This window comes from Pontibacter actiniarum (assembly GCF_003585765.1).
GTDB classification, from domain to species: Bacteria; Bacteroidota; Bacteroidia; order Cytophagales; family Hymenobacteraceae; genus Pontibacter; species Pontibacter actiniarum.
The window spans coordinates 2,177,166-2,201,296 of sequence record NZ_CP021235.1 but is presented as its reverse complement, the minus strand read 5'-3'; the positions used below and the strand labels follow the sequence as shown (position 1 = coordinate 2,201,296).

22 protein-coding genes are annotated in these 24,131 nt (G+C 55.2%); 11 read left to right on the top strand and 11 right to left on the bottom strand.

From position 1 onward, the window contains the following. Positions 1–143: 143 nt before the first annotated feature. Entirely contained in the window at positions 144–938 is a 795-nt protein-coding gene (locus tag CA264_RS09450) for a hypothetical protein (protein ID WP_025606627.1), read from the top strand. 171 nt (positions 939–1,109) lie between these two features. Beyond that, positions 1,110–3,023 carry a RecQ family ATP-dependent DNA helicase gene (locus tag CA264_RS09445; RefSeq protein WP_025606625.1) on the top strand — a complete coding sequence of 638 codons (1,914 nt, stop codon included), beginning with the start codon at positions 1,110–1,112 and terminating at the stop codon, positions 3,021–3,023. A gap of 280 nt (positions 3,024–3,303) precedes the next feature. On the opposite strand, the gene CA264_RS09440 is transcribed toward CA264_RS09445, so the two are convergent. After that, complete coding sequence (locus tag CA264_RS09440) at positions 3,304–3,537, bottom strand: hypothetical protein (RefSeq protein WP_025606623.1); 234 nt, start codon at positions 3,535–3,537, stop codon at positions 3,304–3,306. A gap of 88 nt (positions 3,538–3,625) precedes the next feature. Beyond that, positions 3,626–3,853 (bottom strand): VF530 family protein, encoded by a 228-nt coding sequence (locus CA264_RS09435; protein WP_025606621.1) that lies wholly within the window; start codon positions 3,851–3,853, stop codon positions 3,626–3,628. 71 nt (positions 3,854–3,924) lie between these two features. On the opposite strand from CA264_RS09435, the gene CA264_RS09430 reads away from it, so the two are divergent. The 5 genes from CA264_RS09430 (at position 3,925) to CA264_RS09410 (ending at position 9,169) form a co-directional block, all read left to right on the top strand. Next, positions 3,925–4,548, top strand: a complete 624-nt coding sequence (locus CA264_RS09430; RefSeq protein WP_036776374.1) for a YdcF family protein — start codon at positions 3,925–3,927, stop codon at positions 4,546–4,548. Between the two features lie 84 nt (positions 4,549–4,632). Further along, positions 4,633–5,583: an NADP-dependent oxidoreductase gene (locus CA264_RS09425; RefSeq protein ID WP_025606619.1), complete on the top strand. Its 951-nt coding sequence runs from the start codon at positions 4,633–4,635 to the stop codon at positions 5,581–5,583. Between the two features lie 278 nt (positions 5,584–5,861). Further along, on the top strand, positions 5,862–8,351 hold the full coding sequence (locus CA264_RS09420) for a zinc-dependent metalloprotease (protein ID WP_025606617.1): 2,490 nt from the start codon (positions 5,862–5,864) through the stop codon (positions 8,349–8,351). Between the two features lie 208 nt (positions 8,352–8,559). Then, entirely contained in the window at positions 8,560–8,961 is a 402-nt protein-coding gene (locus CA264_RS09415; RefSeq protein WP_025606615.1) for a hypothetical protein, read from the top strand. 7 nt (positions 8,962–8,968) lie between these two features. Continuing rightward, complete coding sequence (locus CA264_RS09410) at positions 8,969–9,169, top strand: helix-turn-helix transcriptional regulator (RefSeq protein ID WP_025606613.1); 201 nt, start codon at positions 8,969–8,971, stop codon at positions 9,167–9,169. 90 nt (positions 9,170–9,259) lie between these two features. On the opposite strand, the gene CA264_RS09405 is transcribed toward CA264_RS09410, so the two are convergent. The 6 genes from CA264_RS09405 to hppD form a co-directional block, all read right to left on the bottom strand. Continuing rightward, positions 9,260–10,840 carry an amidase family protein gene (locus CA264_RS09405; protein ID WP_025606611.1) on the bottom strand — a complete coding sequence of 527 codons (1,581 nt, stop codon included), beginning with the start codon at positions 10,838–10,840 and terminating at the stop codon, positions 9,260–9,262. Positions 10,841–11,003: 163 nt separating this feature from the next. Continuing rightward, positions 11,004–12,293: an acetyl-CoA hydrolase/transferase family protein gene (locus tag CA264_RS09400; protein ID WP_025606609.1), complete on the bottom strand. Its 1,290-nt coding sequence runs from the start codon at positions 12,291–12,293 to the stop codon at positions 11,004–11,006. 55 nt (positions 12,294–12,348) lie between these two features. Then, entirely contained in the window at positions 12,349–13,548 is a 1,200-nt protein-coding gene (locus CA264_RS09395; RefSeq protein ID WP_025606608.1) for a phosphoglycerate kinase, read from the bottom strand. 109 nt (positions 13,549–13,657) lie between these two features. Further along, positions 13,658–14,245: a nitroreductase family protein gene (locus tag CA264_RS09390; protein WP_025606606.1), complete on the bottom strand. Its 588-nt coding sequence runs from the start codon at positions 14,243–14,245 to the stop codon at positions 13,658–13,660. Positions 14,246–14,596: 351 nt separating this feature from the next. Further along, positions 14,597–16,330 carry a phospho-sugar mutase gene (locus CA264_RS09385; protein ID WP_025606605.1) on the bottom strand — a complete coding sequence of 578 codons (1,734 nt, stop codon included), beginning with the start codon at positions 16,328–16,330 and terminating at the stop codon, positions 14,597–14,599. A gap of 193 nt (positions 16,331–16,523) precedes the next feature. Next, positions 16,524–17,618: a 4-hydroxyphenylpyruvate dioxygenase gene (hppD, locus tag CA264_RS09380; RefSeq protein WP_025606603.1), complete on the bottom strand. Its 1,095-nt coding sequence runs from the start codon at positions 17,616–17,618 to the stop codon at positions 16,524–16,526. A 147-nt stretch (positions 17,619–17,765) separates the two neighbouring features. Here hppD and CA264_RS09375 point away from each other — a divergent pair, with 147 nt between their 5' ends. Next, entirely contained in the window at positions 17,766–18,164 is a 399-nt protein-coding gene (locus tag CA264_RS09375) for a hypothetical protein (protein WP_025606602.1), read from the top strand. A gap of 259 nt (positions 18,165–18,423) precedes the next feature. Beyond that, entirely contained in the window at positions 18,424–19,662 is a 1,239-nt protein-coding gene (locus tag CA264_RS09370; RefSeq protein WP_025606599.1) for a serine hydrolase domain-containing protein, read from the top strand. Positions 19,663–19,760: 98 nt separating this feature from the next. Here the strand turns inward: CA264_RS09370 and CA264_RS09365 are convergent, their stop codons facing one another. Beyond that, positions 19,761–19,979 (bottom strand): hypothetical protein, encoded by a 219-nt coding sequence (locus CA264_RS09365; protein ID WP_025606597.1) that lies wholly within the window; start codon positions 19,977–19,979, stop codon positions 19,761–19,763. Between the two features lie 501 nt (positions 19,980–20,480). Between CA264_RS09365 and CA264_RS09360 the strand changes: the two genes are divergently transcribed. Both CA264_RS09360 and CA264_RS09355 read left to right on the top strand, forming a co-directional pair. Beyond that, on the top strand, positions 20,481–20,846 hold the full coding sequence (locus CA264_RS09360; RefSeq protein WP_036776369.1) for a methylglyoxal synthase: 366 nt from the start codon (positions 20,481–20,483) through the stop codon (positions 20,844–20,846). Between the two features lie 271 nt (positions 20,847–21,117). Beyond that, complete coding sequence (locus CA264_RS09355; RefSeq protein ID WP_025606593.1) at positions 21,118–21,705, top strand: hypothetical protein; 588 nt, start codon at positions 21,118–21,120, stop codon at positions 21,703–21,705. 82 nt (positions 21,706–21,787) lie between these two features. Here the strand turns inward: CA264_RS09355 and CA264_RS09350 are convergent, their stop codons facing one another. Both CA264_RS09350 and trpS read right to left on the bottom strand, forming a co-directional pair. After that, on the bottom strand, positions 21,788–22,951 hold the full coding sequence (locus CA264_RS09350; protein ID WP_025606591.1) for an acyltransferase family protein: 1,164 nt from the start codon (positions 22,949–22,951) through the stop codon (positions 21,788–21,790). A gap of 173 nt (positions 22,952–23,124) precedes the next feature. After that, entirely contained in the window at positions 23,125–24,099 is a 975-nt protein-coding gene (trpS, locus tag CA264_RS09345) for a tryptophan--tRNA ligase (RefSeq protein ID WP_025606590.1), read from the bottom strand. Positions 24,100–24,131: the final 32 nt, after the last annotated feature.

Here is a 24,131-nt window from a genome sequence, read left to right as displayed (position 1 = left end):
GGCATTAACAGAATAGTGTCTGAAAATAATTTATAACTACTTGATATTCAGTAGTGTAAAATGTGTATTTTTTTTGATTTTTTGCACTATTTGCTGCACGGCTCTGTTAGATATATGTACAATAACTATGAAGCTAAATGAGTATGAATCAACCAAATAAAGAGACGAAAGTGCAGAGCAAACCAAAGGTCGAAAGCTATGATATAGCCAAGTCTGATGAAACGCTCCACCTGGCTGTTGACCTGGCAAAATTCATCAAGGAAAACCGCCTGTTCCAGAATATACAGGGGAAAGAGTATGTGAACGTGGAAGGCTGGCAGTATGCCGGTTCCCGACTGGGCATACTGCCTGTGGTGGAGCATGTGGTGAACATCAGCACAGACGATGAGATAAAATACCAGGCAAAGGTAAACCTGCTCGATCTACGGAGCCAGCAGATAGTGGGGGCAGGTTTCGCAATCTGCTCTAACCGGGAGCAGGGTAAGAAGTATTACCAGGAGTTCGCCATTGCCTCTATGGCGCAGACACGCGCTATCGGTAAGGCTTACCGTAACATCCTGGCCTGGGTTATACGTGCGGCCGGTTACGAGCCTACTCCCTCTGAAGAGATGGACTACGGCGGCAACGAGCAAACTGCCAAGCCTGCCGTGCCTACCGAGAAGAAGGCAACCATGAAATCTTCTACCGCCGCAACGGCACCACAGGCGAAGGATGCCGCTCCGGCGGAAGAGGAGCAGTCAGCCAGCGTGCGCTATGCCTCTGCCAAGCAGAAAGAGGAAATTATACGCCTGCTGAATAACCCGACCATTACGCGCCAGGAGAAAACGAAGATGTTGCTTAACATCAACCGCTTCGACGAAGAACGTGCCGCGCAGGCCATCGAGAAGCTGAAGAAGGTGATCGAGGACCGCGAAGACGGACAGTCGGCTGCTGCGTAACCGTATACAACATACCTGTAAACCCCACCTCACACGAGGTGGGGTTTTTTATTTTACCCGGTGTAGCCCGTGAAAGCGGCAGCGGCCCTGAGGCTGCGGGGAAAGTTTGCTGGCGAGTTGCTGTTTTCTGTAGGGCATCCCTTACTTTTGTAGTCTAAGCCTTTCCCAACCGTGCAGGACATCCACCACATACTTAATGCCTACTGGGGTTACGCCTCCTTCCGGCCTATGCAGGAGGAGATCGTGCGCTCGGTGTTGGCGGGGCAGGATACGCTGGCCCTGCTGCCGACCGGTGGCGGTAAGTCCGTGTGCTTTCAGGTGCCGGCCATGGCGCTGGAGGGCATTTGCCTGGTTGTAACGCCGCTTATCGCCCTGATGAAAGACCAGGTGGAGAACCTGAAACGGCGCGGCCTCCCTGCAGTGGCAATTTACTCCGGCATGAGCCGCCGGGAGATAGACATTGCCCTGGATAACTGTGTGTACGGGGGCATCAAGTTCCTGTACCTGTCGCCGGAGCGGCTGCTGACGGACCTGTTTCAGGAGCGGGTAAAGCGCATGAAGGTGTCGCTGCTGGCCGTGGACGAGGCGCACTGTATCTCACAGTGGGGCTATGATTTCAGGCCACCCTACCTGCAACTGGCGGAGCTGCGCGAGGTGCTGCCAAAGGCGGTGCCGGTAATTGCGCTTACGGCTACGGCCACAGAGCAGGTAAAGCAGGACATACAGGAGAAGCTAAAGTTTCCGAAGCCAAACGTATTCCAGAAAAGCTTTGCCCGCGCCAATCTTTCCTACTCCTGCCTGTACACCGAGAACAAGGCCAACCGCCTGCTGGAGATTCTGCAACGGATGCAGGGGCAGAGCATCGTATACGTGCGCAGCCGCAGGCAAACAGTGGAGATGGCCAGGTTTCTGCAGAGCCGCCGGATATCCGCGGCCGCCTACCATGCCGGGCTGAAGTTTGAGGAGCGAAGCGCCGTGCAGCAGAGCTGGGTGGAGGACAAAGTGCGCGTAATTGTGGCGACGAACGCCTTCGGGATGGGCATTGACAAGCCCGATGTGCGGCTGGTGGTGCACCTGGACCTGCCGGAGAGCCTGGAGGCGTACTACCAGGAGGCGGGCCGTGCCGGGCGCGATGAGCTGTACGCCTATGCCACCCTCCTGTACGGGCCGAACGATGTGGCGGAGCTGCAGCGGAAAGTGGAAGAGGCGCATCCTCCTGTTGAGTTTATCCGGAGAGTGTACCAGTGCCTGGCTAACTATTATCAGCTGGCCACGGGCAGCGGTCTTCTCAGCAGCTTTGACTTTGGCCTGGCGGATTTTGCCAAGCAGTACAAGCTGAAGCCGCTGGAGACCCACCATGCCGTTAAGCGGCTGGAGGCCGAAGGGTACGTGCAACTGAATGAGAGCTATTACATGCCTTCGCGGCTGATGCTGGTGCTGGAGAACACGGAGCTGTACAGTTTTCAGCTAAAGAACCCGGAGCACGATAAACTGATACAGCTTATACTTAGGCTTTATGGCGGGGAGGCTTTCGTGAGTTTTGTGAAGGTGCGGGAGCAGAAAATGGCTGAGCTGCTGAAAGTGCCGGAGCAGGAACTGCGTCGGAAGCTGGAGTACCTGCACAAGCTGCAGGTGCTCAACTACGAGCCGCAGCACGACGCCCCGCAGCTTGTTTTCACCGCCCCGCGCGAGGCGGCCGGAAGGGTTATCCTGAACACTAAAAAGCTGGACAGCCTACGGGAGCGGGCGCTGCAGCAGGCAAAGGAAGTGGGCCGCTACGTAGAAACCTCTAACCGCTGCCGCACACAGCTCCTGTTAGAGTACTTCGGGGAAACAACCGATACCCGCTGCCGCATCTGCGACCATTGCCTGGCCGAGCGGAAGAAGGCGCGGGAGCATGGGGAGCAGGACAAGCTTCGGCAGGAGGTGCTGCAACTGGTGAAGGCCCAGCCCTACCTGCCCAAAGACCTGGTGCGGCAGTTCGAGCCGAAGCACGCCGAAACCGTGACAGGGCTGATCCGGGAGCTGGTGGATGTAGGCAGGCTTATGTACCAGGAGAGCGGAAAACTGGAGGTGAGGAATTAGTAGATTGTTTTTTCTGATCTCCTTTTTGTTATCCTTTAGGCAGCTGCTAGTCACGAAACCTAAAGGGCACTTAGCTAAACGCATTAAAAAGTGGTAACTGTTGAACAGAACCACGACCAGCGGCACACCGAACACGAAAAATCCATAGCGCACTCCCCTGTACCAGCAACAGTCAGGTACTGCAGGTGATAGCAGGCAGGTGTGCTGTGCCAGTATCTCCATCACCGCACCGGTGCTGGTGCCGGTAATCAGCTATAGGGAGAGTTGAGGCGCAGGCTACTTAATCTTGTGCGGCAGCTGGCTTCTCCCGCTTCTCCCGCCGGACTAACATCATGGCCACGGGGATACCGATAACCGCTATACTTCTGAAATCCATACTTGCCAAGGCGGCTGCCCCAACCACAGGTTCACCCTGCAGCAGGCGTTTCCATACATCCCACAGTTGCAAAAATGCCATGGTGCAGCCAATGGTCAGAAAGGAGAGGAGGAAGCGGAGTATAAACTTTGTTTTCATAGGTAGGGGCGTTCTATCAGTAAATATAGCAATTTGAGCCACACATCAATGGCTTTGCACTACAGTGCCGCCTGCCACACCGTGTAGCTTACCGCATCTTGCGAAGAGTATACAAGTATAAACTTTCTACTTTTTCGCGGGCCCAGGGCGTGCGGCGCAGAAAGGTGAGGCTGGACTTGATACTAGGGTCGTTCTTAAAGCAGTTGATGTTAATTTTGGTGCTCAGGTGCTCCCACCCATACACCTCTACCAGGTGCTCCAGCATTTTCTGCAGCGTTACCCCGTGCAGCGGGTTGTTCTTCTGTTGTTCTGCCATACTGCAAAAGTACGAAATCCTGCGGAATGTATGGCGGTACCCTGCCTGGTGGCGGTCCGTATAAAGGGGCTATGTTAGAAGAACTCATCATCCGTAGCCTGGCCGATACGCTCCCTGAAGCGCCGGCAGACGCAGTCTTCCTCTTCGGCCAGACCGAAGACAACCAAGCTTCCGTGTTGGCAAGAGCCACAAACCTGCTGGAGAAGCAACAGGTGCAACAGGTCCTCTTTATTCATTCCGGCCCCATCAGCGGGTACCCCGGCTTCGCACGCTGGCAGCAGGAACTCCGGCGGCTGGGCGTGCAGGAGGCAAGTATAGCGGGGGTGCCCGTGCCGGCCAAAACAGACAAACTGCACACGCTGATAGAGGCGGAGGCGATGGCGCAGTATGCCAGGGCGAAAGGCCATACGCGTATCGTGGTGTCGGCCTCGCCCTTTCAGCAGCCGAGGGCCTTGATGGCAGCCGTGACGGCAGCGCAGCGGCACCATCCGCAGTTGTACCTGTTTAGCCAGCCGGGCGAACCGCTTCCCTGGAGCCAGGAGGCGACGCACTCGCAGGGTAAGGTGGAGGATACCAGGGCCGGCCTGATCGCCGGCGAAATGGAGCGCATCCAGAAGTACCATGCCAAAGGAGACCTTGTATCGGTGGAGGAGATGCTCCGCTACCTGAACAGGCGGGATAAGGGGCAGCTGTGAACAGCGCGCAGCGCAGCCCATAACCTTTTGCCGCAGGGCCAAGTTGTATAAGAGTGTATTTGTGCAACCTTATAACCATACACTATGAAAGCATTTGTTTTAAACGAACCAGGGCCTGCGGATAACCTCAAAATGCAGGACGTAGACAAGCCCTCGCCAAAGCGGGGGGAGGTGCTGGTAAAAGTACGAGCCGTGAGCATTAACCCGGTAGACACCAAAGTGCGCGAAGGCAAAGGGCTCTACGAAAAGATGAAGGACACCCCACCTGTTATTGTTGGCTGGGATATTTCCGGCGAGGTAGTGGCCGTAGGCGAAGGGGTGGAGTATTTTAAAGAAGGAGACGAGGTGTTCGGGATGGTGAACTTCCCGGGGCACGGCAAAGCCTACGCCGAATATGTGGCGGGCCCGGAGAAGCACCTAGCCCACAAGCCCGCCAACATTCCGCACCACGAAGCCGCCGCCGCTACACTGGCTGCCCTCACTGCCTGGCAGGTGTTGGTAAACGAGGCCGACATACAGCCCGGGCAGCGGGTGCTGATACATGCCGCAGCGGGCGGAGTGGGGCACTACGCCGTCCAGATCGCCAAGTATTTTAACGCGAACGTCATCGGTACGGCCTCTCCCGAGAACCATGAGTTCCTCCGAACAATGGGGGCGAACGAGGAGGTGGACTACCACAAGTATGACGTGGCGGACGTGGTGATGAACGCCGACATTGTGCTGGACTCACTGGGCGAGGAGAACACCCGGAAGTCGCTGGCCTGCCTGAAAGACGGCGGTAAAATTATTTCGATTCTCGGCGGGGCCACAGAGGCAGTGCAGGCGGAAGCGAAGAAGCGCAACATAGAGGCCAAGAACTACCTGGTGCACTCCAGCGGCGAAGACCAGGCAAAGCTGGCAGACATGATGCGCGACGAAAGGCTGCGGTCGCATGTATCGCATGTGTTTAACTTCGAAGACATGGCCAAGGCGCACAAGCAGGTGGAAACCCGCAAAACGAACGGCAAAGTGGTGGTTACGGTGGCTACAGACTAGCCTGCCACACTAGCCACACAGCGTAACGCTATGGCTATACTTTGCGCCGCCCTGTTGAGGTTCCCTCGGCAGGGCGGCTTTGTTTTCTGCTGCGGCTGCAGCCGTAACAGCGCCTGTGTGCTACCGGTGCCGAAGATGCTTTACGGCAGTTGCGCCCGTTATATTCAGCACAGGCTATAGATACTTTCTCAATTTAAACTTAACTTTAGAGGTGCAACCCGCACCAGGGCACTTTGCTGCTCTGCTTAAGCAAAGTACACATCATTCTTAAAACCAAAATGCCAAAGTTCTACCATGCCGTCAGCCTCGCCTTGCTGGTGGCCCTCACCCAAACCTCCTGCTCCACTACAAAGGCAGCAGAGCAGCAAACCGACACCAGTGCTAAAGCCGAGAGCTCCGAAAGAGCAAAGCCGGCCTCCAGGAGCGGCCTGAAAAGCTACAGCGAAGTAATCACCAAAGACGCCATTTCGGATGAGGGGGTTTTTACCATCCACAAAGTGGGCGACAAGTACTACTACGAAATACCGGACTCGTTGCTGCAGCGCGACTTTCTGTGGATCAGCCGTTTTGCCAACCTGCCCTCCGGCCTGGGTGGCGGTTACATCAACGCTGGCTCGGCCGTGAATGAACAGATGGTGGAATGGCAAAAGTTTGCCGATAAGATCGTTCTGAAAACCAAGTCTTACAACGCCTATGCCGCGGACTCGCTGCCGATCAGCCTGTCGGTAAAGGCGAATAACTACCAGCCTACGCTTTATGCCTTCGATATCGTGGCGCTCACACCCAACTCCCCGGGTTATGTGATTGATGTGACAAAGTTCTTCCTGAGCGATGTGAAAGCGTTCAGCGGCTTGGATGCCGATATGCGCAAAGAGTACAAGGTGAGCAAACTGGACGACAACCGTAGCTTTATCCAGAGCGCCAAAAGCTTTCCGCTCAACATAGAGGTGAAGCAGGACTTTACCTACGATGCCACCGAGCCACCGTCCAACTCCGCCACAGGTTCCATCAGCATCATGATGAACCAGTCGATGGTGCTGCTGCCGAAGGTGCCGATGCAGCCGCGTATCAACGATTACCGCGTAGGCTATTTCAACATCAACCAGTACGACTACGGCTCCGAAGCCCTGAAGGCAGATGAGAAATCCTACATCCGCCGCTGGAAGCTGGTGCCGAAAGACATCGAAGCCTACAAGCGCGGTGAGTTGGTGGAGCCGGTAAACCCGATTGTATACTACCTGGACCCGGCCACACCGCAAAAGCTGCGCCCATACATTAAGGCCGGCGTGGAGCAGTGGCAGGAGGCGTTTGAGACGGCTGGTTTCAAGAATGCCATTATCGCCAAAGACCCGCCGTCCCCGCAGGAGGACCCGGATTTCAGCCCGGAGGATGTGCGCTACTCCGTGATCCGCTACGTGGCCAGCACGACCCGCAACGCCATGGGGCCAAGCGTGTCTGACCCGCGCTCCGGGGAGATCATCGAAAGTGACATTATCTGGTACCATAACCACCTGCGCTCTTACCGTAACCGCTACCTGCTCGAAACCGGTGCCGCCAACCCGAGCGCCCGTACCCTGGATACGCCTATGGAGGACCTGGGCGAGATGATGAAAGAGGTGATTACACACGAAGTGGGCCATGCACTGGGCTTGCCGCACAACATGAAGGCCAGCTCGGCCTACCCGGTCGACTCCCTGCGCTCCGGTGCGTTTACCCAGAAGTACGGCATCGCCCCAACCATCATGGACTATGCCCGCTACAACTACGTGGCGCAGCCCGGAGACAAGAACATCCGCTTCGTGCGCCAGCTGGGGCCTTACGACCACTATGTGATCAACTGGGGCTACCGCTACCTGCCAGAGGCGAAAACGGCCGAACAGGAAGTGCCAACGCTTGCGAAATGGATAGAGGAAAAGGCCAACGACCCGATGTACCGCTTCGGCAGTGGCAGCGGTGGCTTCGACCCGGAGAGCCAGACGGAGGGGATAGGTGCGGATGTGGTGAAAGCCAGCACCTACGGCCTGAAGAACCTGAAGCAGGTGGCGCCAAAGCTCTATGACTGGACCGCCGCGCAAACAAACGACTACGATGACCTGCAGGAGCTTTACGGGGAGTTACTGGGCGTGTGGAGCCGCTACATCGGCCATGTGGTTACGAACGTGGGCGGTGTGCGTGAGGAACGCCTGAAGCCGAACCAGGAGGGATACATCTACAACCCGGTCTCTGCCAAAGAGCAGGCCGCCTCGCTGGACTGGCTTTTGAAAAATGCCTTCTCTTCGCCGGAGTGGCTGAACCAGGCTAAGATCAGCCGCAACATTCACCATGCCAACTATGTGGAGAGTATCCGGAACCTACAGGCACGCCACCTGAACAACTTGCTGTCGCCGGACAGGATGGCTCGCCTGATGGAGAACGAGGTGAACAAAGTAAACTATAATGCCCTGGACATGGTGCGCCAACTGCAGCGCGGCATCTGGAGCGAAGTATACAGCGGAGCTACAATTGACATCTACCGTAGAAACCTGCAGAAGGCGTACCTCGACCGCATGGATTACCTGCTGAACGAGAAGCCGGGCAAAAGCAGCCGCTACGGCACGCCCGTTGACATCAGCCAGTCCGATATCCGCTCCATTGCCAGAGGCGAGCTGGTGCAGCTGCAGCGCCAGTTAAAAAGCGCCCGCACCCGCCATGCCAACGACCTGACCAGGTACCATATTGACGACGCGATCGTTCGGATTGATAATATCCTGAACCCGCAGAACAGCTAAACTCAAAAGCCTCTCCAACCGGAGAGGCTTTTTTTATGGACTTGCTACATGCACCTTATGCACAGCATGTACTTTAAGCGTACAGCGAGGAGGGCACTAAGGGAACTACTTATCCTGTGGCACCCGAAATTTATTTAGCGCAATATGTAATGTATACTTTACATATTGTAATCTTTTGTTTACGTTTGTGTAGATCAACTCACACCAAATGAAAACACAACTATTCCCTTACTATTTAAGAAAGCCGGGCCTGGTAGTATTTGCGCTTGCCTCCTTGCCCTCTGTTGTGGCAGGCTTTACAGATGGCTTTTATCGTGAAGAGTACCAACTGCTCTCAAAGCAAACGATGCACCTGCTAGACATCATTGGCATCGTCGGCCTGGCCGTGTATGCCCTCTCCAAGGAAAAGGTGTACGACGAGCTGTTGCAGCGGCTAAGGCTGGAGGCAATCAAGCTCACGTTCATTGCCTCACTGGCCATTATTGCGTTGGGGTATGTTGTATTCCCGGACTTTGAGGTAGAGCCCTCTTACCTGATCAACCTGCAGGTTCTCTGTTTTATCGGGGTTTACTCCTTTAAGAAGAGCAACATCGTTTCTGCTGTAGGTTAAGTCGCTTATGAATAACGGCATAAAGGTAGAGCGTGCGCGCCACAACATGTCCCAGTCAGACCTGGCGGACAAGCTTGGGGTGTCCAGGCAAACGATCTATGCCATCGAGAACAAGAAGTTTGTGCCGTCTACGGTGCTGGCGTTAAAGCTGGCGCTGATCTTTGACGTACGTGTGGAGGAGCTTTTCCAACTGGAGGACTCGGATTAAGCTGTGCCGACATTAAAAAAGGCCTGCAGAACGTTTGCTTCTGCAGGCCTTTTTTAATGTCGTCCAACCGGAGTCGAAACCAGTCCAAAGCTATCTTTTTTGCGAAGTGCCCCTGGTAAAATTCAGCGGCGGCTTTCGGTGTTGCGTGCCTTGCTCATAGGCATACGTGTACCTGATAAGCACTGGCTCATCGTAGATGCGGCCCAGGAACTGCAGGCCGGCCGGCAGGTGCTCATAAGTATAGCCCATAGGAACCGTGAAGGCAGGCTGACCAGTATGCGGTGCGATCACCTGGCTGTTGTCGCCTTTGTAGCCGGACGTGTCGCCGACTTTGGCCGGCGGGTTGTTCCAGGTGGGGTAAATCAGGGCACCTACTTCATGCTTATCCATGGCTGCTTCTACGGCGCTTCGGAAGGCGATCCTCCTCGGGTCGTGGTAGGCATCCCCGCAAGTATGGGAGCTGTCTTTTGGGGTGAACTGGTGCTGCTGGAAGTACTTCAGGTTTTCGGCTGCGGAAGGTGCGTATTTACCTGAGGCTACGATTTCGTCGAGGTTCTTGACAGGCACAGCAGGCCCCTGGGCCGCTAAGTAGCCGTTGATGTCGTGCTGAAACACATCGCACCACTGGTTCTGGCGCAGGCTGTCGAAACCGGCTATGTCAACTGAGTCTACGATAACGGCTCCTAGTGCTTTCAGGTCTGCGATTGCCTGCTCAAACAGCGCCTTTACCTGCGGGTCGGGAGTATCCTCGCTCAAAGTTCGCAGCACCCCGATACGGGCACCTTTCAGCCCGTTCCTGTCCAGGTACTGCTGGTAGTTCAGGGGCATTTTACCCTGGCTGTGCCGGGTCAGCGGGTCAGCCGGGTCATAGCCTGCAATCACCTCCAGCACCCGTGTGGCGTCCTCTACGGTGCGCGCCATCGGCCCGCCCACGTCGTTGCGCAGGTAAAGCGGAATAATGCCTGCGCGGCTGGTTAAACCCATCGTTGTTCTGAACCCCACCAGCGCATTATGCGAAGAGGGGCCACGGATGGAGTTTCCTGTGTCTGTACCGAGGCCGACGGTGCCGAAGTTGGCTGCCACGGCAGCGGCTGTTCCGCCACTAGAGCCGGCGGGTACGTGCTCCAGGTTGTAGGGGTTCAGCGTTTCGCCCGCAATTGAGCTAATGGTTTCCCGCGGGCTGAACGCCCACTCCGCCATGTTGGACTTCGCCAGCACAATGGCGCCGGCCTTCTTCAGCTCCCGCACCTGGTAAGCGTCCTCGGTTGGTTTAAAACCCTTCAGAGCCAGCGAACCGGCCGTTGTCTGGAGGCCTGCGGTGTTGTAGTTGTCTTTTACGATAAGCGGGATACAGTGCAGGGGCCGTAGCTTCTTGGTCTCGGCAAACTCCCTGTCCAACTCGCGGGCACGCTCCATGGCATCAGGGTTTGTAACCACAATGGCGTTGAGGCCGGTAGGTTTGTCGTACTTCTCGATGCGCTCAAAGTAAGCCGCCACCAGTTGCTGGCAGGTGCAGGTGCCTTCCCGGAAAGACTGGTGTATCGCTGCAATAGTCGCCTCTTCCATCTTCAGCTTTCTGACGGGAGGGGAGGAGACCGTTTTTGTTTCGTAGCTGCAGCTGCCCAGCAGCAGCAGGAGCAGCACGAAAATAGGAGTATACGTTTTATGCATAAGCGGCTTTCATAGCGGGGTGCAGTGGTTTGTAAAAGAATAGTATTGGAACAATATAAACAAAAAGTCCCTGCCGCTCTACAGTGGCAGGGACTTTTTATAAATAATTACATTAGAGACGACGTGCGGTGCGCCTTTGCATAAATTGCACAAATTGCAGTGCTTAGATGTAGCCGTACCGTTTGTAGGCCTCCTGTTCCAGCCGCTCCCGGTGGTCTGGGTGGGCAATGTTGATCAGGGCCTTGGCGCGTTGGCGTAAGTTCTTGCCGTACAGGTAAGCTACACCGTACTCGGTCACCACGTAATGCACGTGGGCACGGGTCGTGGTCACGGCTGCCCCTTCGTTTATCAGCGGCGTAATTCTCGAAATCCCCTTGTTGGTAACAGAAGGCAGCGCAATAATAGGCTTGCCTCCCGGAGACAGGGCTGCCCCCCTGATAAAGTCCATTTGCCCGCCTATACCCGAAAACTGGTGGTAGCCGATGGTGTCGGCCACCACCTGGCCCGTCAGGTCTATTTCGATGGCGCTGTTGATAGCCGTTACCTTTTGGTTGGAGCGAATGATGGTTACGTCATTCACATAGTCGGTGCGCTGCATCAGGATAAGCGGGTTGTCATCCACGAAGTCGTACAGTTTGCGGTTGCCCACGATAAAGCCTGTGGCGATACGGCCCGGATGCCTGTACTTATGCTCGTTGGTGATCACGCCCTTCTCCACCAGCTGCATTACCCCGTTCGACATCATTTCGGTATGGATACCGAGCTCCTTATGGTTTGTCAGGCTGCCGAGCACGGCGTCCGGTATGGCGCCGATCCCCATTTGCAGGGTGGCTCCATCCTCTACCATCTCGGCAATATACTTGGCAATGGCTTCCTCTTTGCTCGTGATGCGAAGGCTGTAGTCTACCTCCGGCAGGGCCTCATCCACCTCCACCAGCACATCGAAGCGCTTGACGTGAATCAAGCCGTCGCCGTGCGTGCGGGGCATCTGAGGGTTTACCTGTGCGATCACGTGCTTGGCGCTCAGCACCGCCTCCCGGGTCACGTCCACCGAAACGCCCAGGGAGCAGTAACCGTGGCGGTCGGGCGGCGACACGTGCACAATCGCCACATCCAGAGGTAAAATACCTGACCTGAACAGGTGCGGTATTTCACTCAGGAAGATAGGGGTGTAGTCTCCGCGGCCACTGTTCACGGCATCCCGCACGTTGGCCGATACAAAGAGCGAGTTAATGAAGAAGGAGTCTTTGTAGCGCTCCTCCGCCACCGGAAACTCACCGTAAGTGGTTATGCTGACCAGCTCTACATTACGCAGTTCATCCGCCCGCTCTGCCAGCTTGCGGATAAGGAACTGCGGTGTGGCGGCGCTTCCCTGTATAAACACACGGTCGCCGGACTTGATAACAGCGAGTGCCTCTTCCGCTGTTTTGTAGGTAACTCTATTCTCAGACATTATTTATACTTGATACTCCCTAACGCTGGGTTAAGGAATGTTCGGGAAAGTTAAACTAGTAGTCGCTGCGCTCAATAGCAGCCACGCCAGGCAGGGTTTTGCCCTCCATGTACTCCAGCAGCGCGCCGCCTCCCGTGGATACGTAAGACACGCGGCTGGCATAGCCCAACTGGTTAACGGCTGCCGCAGAATCGCCACCACCAATCAGGGAGTAAGCGCCTTTTGCCGTTGCCGCCACTACTGCCTCTGCCACGGCTTCTGTGCCCACAGAGAAGTTCGACATCTCAAACACGCCCATCGGGCCGTTCCAAAGAATGGTTCTGGAGTTCAGGATTACCTCGGCATACTGCTCGCGCGCTTCCGGACCTATGTCCAGGCCCATCCACATCGGCTTAATGTGATGGCTCAGGGCGGTGTCTACGTTGGCATCGTTGCTGAAGGCATCTGCGATAACGGAGTCGATCGGGATCATGATTCTGACACCTTTCTCCTTGGCCATGGCAATCAGGCGCTTGGCCAGGTCAATCTTATCTTCCTCTACCAGGGAGGAGCCAATCTGGCCGCCGTCAGCCTTTACGAAGGTGTAGGACATGCCACCGCCGATGAGCAGGTTGTCCACTCTGTCCAGCAGCTTCTCTATGATCAGGATTTTATCGGAGATCTTGGCCCCACCCATGATGGCGGTATAAGGGCGCTCCGCGTTGTCCAGCACACGGCTGGCGTTGTCCAGCTCGGCCTGCATCACGTAGCCCATCATTTTGTCGTTCGGGAAGTAGCGTGCGATAACCGCTGTGGAGGCGTGCTCGCGGTGCGCGGTGCCAAAGGCGTCGTTCACATACACATCGCCCAGTGCGGCCAACTCCCTGGCAAAGTCAGGGTCTCCTTTTTCCTCTGCCTTATGGAAACGCAGGTTCTCGAGCAGCAGGATTTCGCCCGGCTGCAGCTCATGGGCCAGCTGCGCCGCCTCAGGGCCTACACAGTCCGGTGCGAACCGAACGTTGGTGTGAAACTCCTGCTCCAGGCGTGGCACCACATGGCGCAGCGAGTATTTCTCTTCCGGGCCTGTTTTGGGGCGCCCCAGGTGCGACATCAGGATGACAGCGCCGCCATCGTCAAGGATCTTCTGGATGGTTGGCACTGCTGCCCTGATGCGGGTATCGTCGGTAATGTGGTGGTTCTCGTCCAGGGGCACGTTAAAGTCTACACGTACCAGGGCCTTTTTGCCGGCGAAGTTATACTGATGGATAGTTTTCATGCGGTATGGTTAAATTTCGTTTGATCGCTAACTCGTTTTTCGTGTTTCACGGAAAAATGTTGCTCTACAAATATAGTGAATTGACTATAGTATGAAAGTGAACGGGCAACTACCGCCGCCAAACCACCTTATCGGCAAGGGGGGTAACACGTTTGCCTTCGCCCGAAGCGTTGTCGCCATAGCCCAGGTAAATGATCCCCAGCACCTGGTCCTCCTCCCGTAGTTGCAGGTGCTCCTTCATGCTGGGGTGGTAGGCCATTCCCCCGGAGCCCCAGTAGCTGGCGAGCCCAAGGGCAGTGGCACCCAGAAGCACGTTCTGAATAGCGCAGGAAACAGCTGCAATTTCTTCAAGAGCCGGTATCTTGGGCAGGTTGCCCCGCTGCATGTAGGCCACCAGGATGTGGGAGGCTTTGTCGCCCATGTGCAGCAGCTTTTCGTACTTGTCTTGCTGGTATTTATCGGGCGCAATGTTCTGTTTGTATAGCTCGGCATGCTGCTGGCAAAAGCCAGTGGCTGCCTCGCCAGTGTATACAATAAAGCGCCAGGGCTCGGTGTGGCCGTGGGTAGGGGCCCAGTCGGCTAGCCGGAGGAGCTGCTCCACCTGCTCATCGGGGATGCGCTCCCCGTTCATCTTCAGCGGTTTGGTGGTGCGGCGGGTTTCTACAACTTGTTTTATATGTTGGAATAGCTCATTCATGGAGTAGTCGTCGTGTTTAGGTGGTGGCGCTTGCCTGTTGCAAGCCGCCGTAAATGTAAGAAGCCTGCGTTACTTTTACCGCAGCTGGCGCGGTGTTGTTAGCCGGAAAAAGCAGGTTTGTTGCCCCGGCGGGCATAGCCTGCTGCCTGGCATAGGCACCAGCTCCGGCGGGGGGCTGATGCCTGAAAAGTCTTCGGGGTACCTCTCGCGTTTAGCAAAGGGCAGGGGAGCCGGCCTTGCTTTGTGTGTTGCCTGACGAAGCGGCTGGAAAGCAGCAGGAGTAAAAGAAATGGCTAAGCCACGGGGTTTTACTCCTGCTGCTTAGCCACTACTTTCAAGGTATAAAAGAGCTTACTTCAGCTTCAGGTCTTTCAGTACCTGCTCAATTTTCTGCGCTAGCTTTTGCTCCGTGGCTTCATAGTCTGCGGCAGCGGCAAGGGGCTCGTTTACGCTGATATAGAACTTGATCTTCGGCTCGGTGCCGGAAGGGCGGGCAGATACCTTGCTGCCGTCTTCGGCCAGGTACTGGAGCACGTTGGAGCTTTCCAGCGTCAGTTTGTGCTCTTCCCCGGTCATGAGCAGTTTGCGGGTGCTCATTTTATAGTCGCGTACTTCCACCACGTTGGCACCGGCGATCTGCTTGGGCGGGTTGTTGCGCATGTCGGCCATCATCTGCTGGATTTCCTCCGCGCCGCGCTGGCCTTTCTTCGTGAAGGACACCAGTTCCTCTTTGTAGAAGTTATACTTGGTGTACATGCCCACCATCATCTCGAACAGGCTCTGGCCGTTGTCTTTGGCTACGGCCGCCATCTCGGCGATCAGGGCACAGGCGGATATCGCGTCCTTGTCGCGCACAAAGTCGCCGATCATGTAGCCGTAGCTTTCCTCGCCACCGCCAATGTACACTTCCTGTCCTTCTTTCTCCCGGATCACCTCCGCGATATACTTGAAGCCGGTCAGGGTTTCGTACATGGTCACGTCATAGCTGTCGGCGATCTCCTTGATCAGGTCGGTGGTGACGATGGTTTTCACCACGAACTCTTTGCCTGTGAGCTTGCCGGCTTTCTGCCAGGCCTGCAAAAGGTAGTTGATGAGCAGGGCGCCCGTCTGGTTGCCGTTCAGGAGCACAAACTCGCCTTTCTGGTTTTTCACAGCGATGCCTACGCGGTCCGAGTCCGGGTCGGTGGCCATCACCAGGTCTGCGTCAATGTCGCGGGCCTTGTTCAGGGCCAGCGTCATGGCTTCTTTTTCCTCCGGGTTCGGGTACACCACCGTCGGGAAGTTGCCGTTCGGCTCTGCCTGCTCCTCCACCACGTGCACGTTGGTAAAGCCGAAGCGCTTCAGCACTTCCGGTACCAGGGTTATACCGGTGCCGTGTATCGAGGAGTAAACAATCTTCAGGTCGTGCTGGCGCTGGATGGCCTCTTTGGAAACCGACAGTTTCTGCACCTCCTGCATATACGCTTCGTCCACCTCCTTGCCGATCGGCTCGATCAGGGACGGGTTTGCCTCAAACTTCACCTCATCGATAGACGTGATCTTGTTCACCTCGCCGATGATGTTCTTGTCGTGCGGGGCGGTTACCTGCGCACCGTCGTTCCAGTATACTTTGTAGCCGTTGTACTCTTTGGGGTTATGCGAGGCTGTTACCACCACGCCGCTCTGGCAGCCCAGGTGGCGGATGGCGAACGACAGCTCCGGCGTCGGGCGCAGCGCCTCGAACAGGTATACTTTGATGCCGTTGGCCGAGAAGATTTCGGCGGCAATGCGGGCAAACACATCGGAGTTGTTGCGGCAGTCGTGGGCAATGGCCACCTTTACCTGCTCACCCGGGAAGTTCTGCTTCAGGTAGTTGCACAGCCCCTGTGTGGCCATGCCCAGGGTGTAGCGGTTCATGCGGTTGCTGCCAGCCCCCATAATGCCGCGCAACCCGCCCGTGCCGAACTCCAGGTTGCGGTAAAAAGCGTCTGACAGCGCCTCGTGCTCGTTGCGCTCCAGCATGCCGTTTATCTCCTGTTTGGTAGCCGCATCGTAGTTGCCGGCCAGCCACTGGTCAATCTTTTGTTTTACAGATGTCTCAATCATAGTCTGTTTACGCTGTTATTTTAGTAGCGGTATTCTGTGTGGGTTGTTTTGCCTCGGGCAAAGTGCCAAGACAAAAAATCACACCAGCTCTTGTTGCCCTAAACGCGCAGCCGAAGAACTGGTGTGAAATATAGTTATATCAAAATAAAGGTATTTTAGCCACAATTACACGCGGCTATACTTTATTTCCGGCCTAAAGGTTGCCCCGCAGCTCCTGCTCGCGCTCAATTGCCTCGAACAGGGCCTTAAAGTTGCCTTTGCCGAAAGAGCGTGCTCCCTTGCGCTGGATGATCTCGTAGAAAACGGTAGGGCGGTCTTCCACCGGCTTAGTGAAGATCTGCAGCAGGTAGCCCTCGTCGTCGCGGTCTACCAGGATGTTGAGCTTCTTAAGGTCGTCCATGTCCTCGTCTATCTTGCCGATGCGCTCGAACAGGTCCTCGTAGTATGTTTCCGGCACGTACAGGAACTCCACGCCGCGGCTGCGCAGCTCGCTTACCGTTTGCAGGATGTTATCGGTCGCAATGGCGATGTGCTGCACGCCGGCACCCTTGTAAAACTCCAGGTACTCGTCTATCTGCGACTTTTTCTTGCCCGCGGCCGGCTCGTTGATCGGGAATTTAATGTAACCGTTGCCGTTAGACACCACCTTCGACATCAGGGCGGTGTACTCGGTGCTGATGTCTTTGTCGTCGAAGGTCAGGAGCAGCTTAAAGCCCATCACGTTTTCGTAGAACTCCACCCACTCGTTCATCTTGCCCAGCTCTACGTTTCCAACGCAGTGGTCCACGTACTTCAGGCCAACCGGCTCTACTTTCACAATGCTTTCTCTGGCTACAAAGCCCGGCATGAAAGGACCGCTGTAGTTTTTGCGCTCCACAAAAGTATGAATGGTTTCGCCGTACGTGTGGATAGAGGCAAGCTTCACCTCCCCGTGCTCATCGCTTATGGTTTTGGGCTCCATAGCGGGTTTTGCACCGCGCTCCACTGTTCCTCTGAAGGCTTCCTCGGCATCGTCCACCCACAGGGCCAGCACTTTTACGCCGTCGCCGTGCTGGTGCACATGGCGGGCAATGTCAGAGTCCGGGTTGATGGCCGTGGTAAACACAAAGCGGATTTTCTCCTGCTGCAGCACGTAGGAGGCGCGGTCGCGAACGCCGGTCTCCGGGCCTGCATAGGCCACCAGCTTAAAGCCGAAGGCTGTTTGGTAATAGTGTGCCGCCTGCTTGGCGTTGCCCACATAAAACTCAATGTAATCGGTTCCGTTCAGTGGCAGAATATCTGTTGCCATAGTTTTGTATTAGTTTTAAGGTGACGTTTATGTAAAAATACATTTTTTAAGCCAGTATCAAAAGGGGGCGGCGGCGGGCAAATTATCAATGTGATTACTTGCAATTGCTGAGGCATGTTGTCAACTTTGTAAAAAATACGATACGACATGAACGCAAAAGCCCTGAACGAGTCCATTGTGGCCATCCTGGAGAAAAAGCAAGAGCTAAGCAAACTTGACTACAACGATGCACGCTATGATGACATAGAAGAAGAGCTGCACGACCTGGAGGACGATTTTAACGAAGAGTACGGCGATGAGCTGGAGGACGTACTGGAAGACGTGCACGGCAAGATAAAGTCAGATGCCGATATACTGCTGCCGACAGCCTACATGGCCAGCACGCTGGACACAAAGGCCCTGGAAGACAGCGAAGAGGCAGAGGGCGTTTGGGTTGAGTCAGACTCCTTCCCGGGAGTAGAGATGCGCCTGGTACTGGTTGCCAACCCGCCCCGCATCCTGCTGATCCTCTCTGACCAGGAGCGCGTACTCTGGACAGCTGAGTAACAGCCAACACCGGATTTTTTTACCAGCACCTGTGCTGGTGCTTTTATACTTGCCGCACTTACCGATGCCTGTTGGCGGGGTAGGTGCGGCTTTTCTTTTGCAGGGGGCACGCCCGGCTGGCCGACCTTCGCATACCTGCAAAAAATACTGCCGCGGGGCTCCTCAGAAACAAGATCCGCAAAAACTGTTCGTTTATACTAGCGTACTGAAGCCGAACGCTTACATTTGTAGCTGGTTTTGGTGTTGGTAGTTTTGAGGTATGACCATTCTTAGAGTACAATCCCTTTTGCACAGGTGCCTTAGCGCATCGCTCGTTTTTCTGTCCCTGGTTGCTTGCCAGCAAACCAAGAAGGAGGCACCGCTTGCCCCTCCGGCCCCGAAGGAGGTGGAGGATGACAGGCAGCGGGTAACGGCTCCGGCCTCCTTTACTGCCGACCGGGCGAGGCAGCTGGGCAGCCAGCTCGACTCCGCTTTCTCGTACCTCCAGAAGAAAAAGGGCTTTAACGGAACGGTGCTGGTTACCAAGTATGATCAGGTCGTTTACAAGGGTGCCTTTGGCTACGCCGACTTCAGGAGCAAAGACACCCTGACCACCCAAACTGCCTTTCAGCTCGCGTCGGTGTCCAAGCAGTTTACGGCCATGGCAATTATGATGCTGCAGGAGCAGGGCAAGCTTAGCTACGACGACAGCGTGCAGCAGTACATTCCGTCTTTCCCCTACAAAGGCATCACGATCCGTGCCTTGCTTACCCACCGGTCTGGCTTGCCGAACTACACCTATTTCAGTGATCACCTCTGGCCCGACCGTAGGGTGCCGATCACCAACGAGGACGTGCTGCGCCTGATGGCGGTGCACCAGCCCGGCATCTACTATCAGCCCAATACCCACTTCGACTATAGCAACACCGGGTACGCTCTGCTGGCTTCCATCGTCACCAAGGCGTCGGGGGAGCCCTTCGCGCGCTTTATGCAAAAGCACATTTTTGGGCCCCTGCAAATGACGGATACCTTTACGTTCAGCACAGCTCGCGCGGAGCAGCACGATGGGGTGGCCACAGGCCACACGGGCGGCCGTAGAAAAAGGACCCCTGACTACTTAGACACTGTACTTGGCGATAAAGGGGTGTACTCCACGGTAGAGGATCTGTATAAGTGGGACCAGGCGCTGTACACGCAAAAGCTGGTAAAACAGGAAACGCTGGCGGAAGCCTTTACAGGTTCGCGCCTCAGGAAGAAAGACGAAGACTACGGGTTTGGCTGGCGTATCCGGCAGGTGGCGAGTGGCGACACCGTGGTGTACCACGCCGGCTTATGGCACGGTTACACAACCTATCTTTTGCGAAACCCCAAAGAGCACAGCGCGCTCATCGTGCTTAGCAATGTGCCCAACGGCAGCCTGAAGTACGTAAAAGAGATCCAGCACCTTTTGTTCCCGGCCAAGCCGGTCAGTATGGCCAGCAGCAGTGCTGCGGAGCGGAAAGAGAAGGAGCGGCTGTAAAAGAAGGGAATGAGCCACTGCAGCAGCGTGCCTCAGAAAACAAAAAGGCAGGCTAGATATACATCGTAGCCTGCCCTGGCGGTACTGCAGCGCGCGTGTTAAGCTTTTTCTTCTTCATCGGGGGAATCTTTTTTCTGTTCCTCAGGTGGGGTGTCGGTAATGTTTCCGAATTCATCCACATAAGCGATCATCTCCTCCAGGCTTCCTCCAGTGGAGTTCTCCTGGCGCTCTTGCTTACGCTGCACCTTTTCCTCTTTTTTCTTCTGCTTTTTCTTTTCGCGTTGTTTCTTCATGAAGGTGTTCTGAGATCTACCCATACGTGTGTGTTTTTAGTTAAAAGATCAGCCCTCTTTTCGTAAAGCAAGCCGTGCTATAGCTTATACGCGCTGGCGCGGCTTAGGGGCATTTTGAAGCGGCAGGGCATAGCTGCCAGGGATACAATTTCTGTCTCTTCTGGTGTTGCTGGAAGTGCGGCTGTAACAGTTATGCTGATGCCGCCGGAAGAAAGCCGTAGAAGGCTTTACGGACGCTCCTGGATTAAAATCGCTGGCTGGTTATAAAAAACGGAAGGGCCAGGAGTGGTAAGGAGCCTGAATTCAGGAAGAGATGAAAAAAAGCATCTATTACAAAGATAGCAAAAATTGTGCAATTATGCAGGCTTTTGGGCAAGTATCTCCTCCTGCTCCCGGAGGTAGTGGCTGAGTGGGGTGTGGCCGTTGCCGCTTTACCAAGCGGTGCAGCAGGGCGACTGCACTTCGGTAAAAAAGCTTATCTTTGGGCGAAGCTACCAGAGAGGCAGCCCGTATAAATTATACTTTATGAGAACAACCATTGCGTTAATTGCGCACAACAGCCGGAAGAATGATCTGCTGAACTGGGCCAAGGTGCACCATGAGGTGCTCAAGGACCATGAACTGATCGGAACGACCAACACCTCCAAGCTGCTCAACGACATGCTGGACCTGGGGGTGAAAGGCTTTGGCCACGGCCCTAGCGGCGGCGATATCCTGCTGGCGGCTAAAATTCTGCAGGGAGAGGTACACAAGATTATCTTCTTCATTGATGCGGAGACGCCACACGGCCATGAGCACGACATCCAGACGCTGATACGTACGGCCGTGATCAACAACATCCCGATTGCACTTAACCGTGCCTCTGCCGACCTGATCATACTGGAGGAGTAACAGCGGGATTTTACTTTAGTACCGAAGACGCACTTGCGGCTGCCTTTGCAGTAGTGGGTGCTTTTTTTGTGCCTGTGCCTTCCGGTTGGCCGGAAACCTGTTGCGCTGCGCTGTTCAAATTGCACCGTTTTTTTCACGTTTCGCTAAGCTCTCGCTTACCTGCACTTATACAGGAGGGGTGTTCACTTCTCTTGTGGAGCCCTTCAAACCTGTTGGCACCATGGCATCGTAAACTAAAAGTAGAGAATTGATTGAACTAAAAACGGAAACTATGAAGACGAGAGAGATAAACTTATTTAAGTTATTAAGAAACGGAGCCTGCTTTGCCCTGCTGGCTGGCCTGGTAGCCTGTGGCGGCGAGAACTACGAAACCGCTGAAGAAAACGAAGTGGTGGCCACCAACGAGGTGGAGGAGGATGCCGGTGTGATGGACAACTGGGACACAGACAGGTTCAACACCACCTTTGCCTCTAACAACCGCTACGGCGACTGGGACGAGAACGACGATGAGCTGCTGGACGAGAACGAGTTTAACAGCGGTTTCTACGACACCTGGGACCAGAACGACGACGAGCTTATTGATGAAAACGAGTGGTCTACAGCCACGAGAGACTACGGCATGGCAGACCAGAACTGGAGCGAGTGGGACGCTAACTCAGACAACAACCTCGACGAGAACGAATTTAGAACCGGCTTTGCCAACTCCAACTACTACAACGACTGGGACGCTGACCGCGATAAGATGATCAACGAGCGGGAGTACTCCGACGGTGTATTCAGTGCCTGGGATCAGAACGACGACAACATGCTGGACAACAACGAGTATGACGAAAGGTATAACCGCTACTACGGATCTTAATTCTATACTTTAAAATGCTAAAAATCAGCAGCGCCCGGCATATTTCTGTGCCGGGCGCTGCTGTTTCTGGGTATATCTGTACTTATACTTTGATGTAGATTCTGTTGCGGTCCATCCAGTAGCCCATCAGCCAGTGCAGCAGCATGTAAGCGAGGGCAAACATCAGGGAGGCGAACTCCCCTTCACCCCAGCTCAGGAACCAGTTCTGGTAAATCCAGCGGCTCAGGCGCGTTTCCTCATCCACCTTTATAAAGCTCAGGGTCTTGATCACAAGCACAGACATACTGAAGATGAAAAGGGGGTTTTTGCCGAACACTTCGAAGAAGTAGGTCCACTTCTTTAACTTGGCCACCTCAATAACAAGCATAAGCGTGCCCAGTACCACCATCACCAAGCCAACCGAGTGCAACGTATAAGAGCTTGTCCAGAGGGCTTTGTTGATCGGGAATACCAGGTCCCAAACCAAGGCCACGGCGATAACGGCGGCTCCGGCCAGGTTCAGCTTCAGCACGGTGCCCAGGTTGTTGCCGCTCCTCTGAATAAACACGCCCACCAGGTAACCGGCAATCACGTTCACCGCCGCAGGCAGCGTGCTGAGCAGCCCCTCCGGGTCAAACGGGATGCCGTAGCCTTTGTACAAGATCTCCGGGGAGAACAAAAGCAGGTCAAACTTGAGCGCTGCGTTGCCTTCCAGGCTGTACGGGTCCGGCTGGTCGCCGAAGAAGTACAGGGCGGCCCAGTACCCGAGCAGCACCACGGCACTGAAAATAACGGAGCCCTTCACCTTTAGGTAATGCACCACCAGGGAACCAATAAGGTAACAGAGGGCAATGCGCTGCAGCACACCCAAGATGCGAACCGTAGAGAAGTCGATCAGCTCCAGGCCCCCGCCCTCAGCGTGCGCCACAAAGGGGTAGCAGCGCAGCAGCACCCCGATCAGGAAGATAAGCGCTGTGCGTTTAAAGACCTTCTTGAGGAAAACGCTGTCCGGCTGAAGGGAGAACTTGCGCATGCTAAAGCTCATGGCGTTGCCTACCGCAAACAAAAAGGCCGGGAAAACCAGGTCTGTCACTGTAAAGCCGTGCCAGGGGGCGTGCCGGAGAGGCGGGTAGATAGAGCCCCAGCTGCCGGGGGTGTTGACTATTACCATCAGTGCTACGGTTAGCCCGCGCAGCACATCCAGCGACAGGTAGCGCTCGGAGGTAACGCGCGTCAGGGGGGAGCTCTCTGCTACTGCATTTGCCATAAGTTTTAGGTTCAGGTGTTTAGGTTGATTTGAAATGAGCTCATAATATATAGATAATGTATGATATGTAAAAAAAGGAAGCGCAACTTTAAAGTATAAACATTAAAAAAAGCGGCAACAGATTTCTCCGTTGCCGCTTCTGTGCTTTTGTATTCTTCTCTTATGGGTAGCTGCTAGTATCCCAGCTTCTGACGCACGCGCTCCAGTACCGGCCGTGCTATTGCCTTGGCCTTCTCGGCTCCTTCCAGCAGTTTCTTGTCCAGCTCCGGCAGGTTGTTCATGTAATAGTTAAACAGCTCCCGCTCCTTGGCATACTTGTGGATCACAAGCTCGTAGAGCGCCTGTTTGGCATGGCCGTAGCCGTAGCCGCCCGCCAGGTAGTTCTGGCGCATCGTCTCAATCTGCTCCGGCGACGCCAGCAGGCTGTACAGCTGGAACACGGTGTCCCCCTCAGGGTCTTTCGGCTCTTCCAGTGCTTTGCTGTCCGTTACAATGCTCATGATGACCTTGCGCAGCGGTTTATCAGCCTCAAAAATATCAATGATGTTGCCGTAGGACTTGCTCATCTTCTCCCCGTTAATACCGGGTACGGTCATAACGGTTTCGTCTGTCTTGGCCTCCGGCAGCACAAAAGTCTCCCCGTACACATGGTTAAACGAGCTGGCAATGTCGCGGGTGATCTCCAGGTGCTGGATCTGGTCTTTCCCCACGGGCACAAAGTTCGCATCGTACATCAGGATGTCGGCGGCCATAAGCACCGGGTAAGTGAACAAGCCGGCGTTCACATCAGCCAGGCCGCGGCGCGACGACTTATCTTTAAAGGAGTGGGCGTTGGCCAGCATCGGGAACGGTGTGAAGCAGCTCAGGTACCAGCTCAGTTCCGTTACCATCGGCACGTCGGACTGGCGGTAGAAAATATGCTTGTCAGTGTCAAAACCGAAGGCAAGCCAGGCGGCCGCCACCGAGTAGGTGTTGTGTCGCAGCGTTTCGGCATCACGGATGGTAGTGAGCGAGTGCATGTCTGCGATAAAGTACATCGCCTCCTGGTTAGAGGTCTCCGAGAACTTGATAGCAGGAATGATAGCGCCAAGCAGGTTGCCCAGGTGCGGGCGGCCCGTGCTCTGGATTCCTGTAAGATATCGTGCCATAGGTTAGGGTGTTCTTTGTTCCGGGTGCAAAT

Coding starts and splice junctions, on each gene's coding strand:
- CA264_RS09450 (WP_025606627.1), top strand. CDS start 144: ATGAATCAACCAAATAAAGAGACGAAAGTGCAGAGCAAACCAAAGGTC.
- CA264_RS09440 (WP_025606623.1), bottom strand. CDS start 3,537: ATGAAAACAAAGTTTATACTCCGCTTCCTCCTCTCCTTTCTGACCATT.
- CA264_RS09435 (WP_025606621.1), bottom strand. CDS start 3,853: ATGGCAGAACAACAGAAGAACAACCCGCTGCACGGGGTAACGCTGCAG.
- CA264_RS09430 (WP_036776374.1), top strand. CDS start 3,925: ATGTTAGAAGAACTCATCATCCGTAGCCTGGCCGATACGCTCCCTGAA.
- CA264_RS09425 (WP_025606619.1), top strand. CDS start 4,633: ATGAAAGCATTTGTTTTAAACGAACCAGGGCCTGCGGATAACCTCAAA.
- CA264_RS09420 (WP_025606617.1), top strand. CDS start 5,862: ATGCCAAAGTTCTACCATGCCGTCAGCCTCGCCTTGCTGGTGGCCCTC.
- CA264_RS09415 (WP_025606615.1), top strand. CDS start 8,560: ATGAAAACACAACTATTCCCTTACTATTTAAGAAAGCCGGGCCTGGTA.
- CA264_RS09410 (WP_025606613.1), top strand. CDS start 8,969: ATGAATAACGGCATAAAGGTAGAGCGTGCGCGCCACAACATGTCCCAG.
- CA264_RS09405 (WP_025606611.1), bottom strand. CDS start 10,840: ATGCATAAAACGTATACTCCTATTTTCGTGCTGCTCCTGCTGCTGCTG.
- CA264_RS09400 (WP_025606609.1), bottom strand. CDS start 12,293: ATGTCTGAGAATAGAGTTACCTACAAAACAGCGGAAGAGGCACTCGCT.
- CA264_RS09395 (WP_025606608.1), bottom strand. CDS start 13,548: ATGAAAACTATCCATCAGTATAACTTCGCCGGCAAAAAGGCCCTGGTA.
- CA264_RS09390 (WP_025606606.1), bottom strand. CDS start 14,245: ATGAATGAGCTATTCCAACATATAAAACAAGTTGTAGAAACCCGCCGC.
- CA264_RS09385 (WP_025606605.1), bottom strand. CDS start 16,330: ATGATTGAGACATCTGTAAAACAAAAGATTGACCAGTGGCTGGCCGGC.
- hppD (WP_025606603.1), bottom strand. CDS start 17,618: ATGGCAACAGATATTCTGCCACTGAACGGAACCGATTACATTGAGTTT.
- CA264_RS09375 (WP_025606602.1), top strand. CDS start 17,766: ATGAACGCAAAAGCCCTGAACGAGTCCATTGTGGCCATCCTGGAGAAA.
- CA264_RS09370 (WP_025606599.1), top strand. CDS start 18,424: ATGACCATTCTTAGAGTACAATCCCTTTTGCACAGGTGCCTTAGCGCA.
- CA264_RS09365 (WP_025606597.1), bottom strand. CDS start 19,979: ATGGGTAGATCTCAGAACACCTTCATGAAGAAACAACGCGAAAAGAAA.
- CA264_RS09360 (WP_036776369.1), top strand. CDS start 20,481: ATGAGAACAACCATTGCGTTAATTGCGCACAACAGCCGGAAGAATGAT.
- CA264_RS09355 (WP_025606593.1), top strand. CDS start 21,118: ATGAAGACGAGAGAGATAAACTTATTTAAGTTATTAAGAAACGGAGCC.
- CA264_RS09350 (WP_025606591.1), bottom strand. CDS start 22,951: ATGGCAAATGCAGTAGCAGAGAGCTCCCCCCTGACGCGCGTTACCTCC.
- trpS (WP_025606590.1), bottom strand. CDS start 24,099: ATGGCACGATATCTTACAGGAATCCAGAGCACGGGCCGCCCGCACCTG.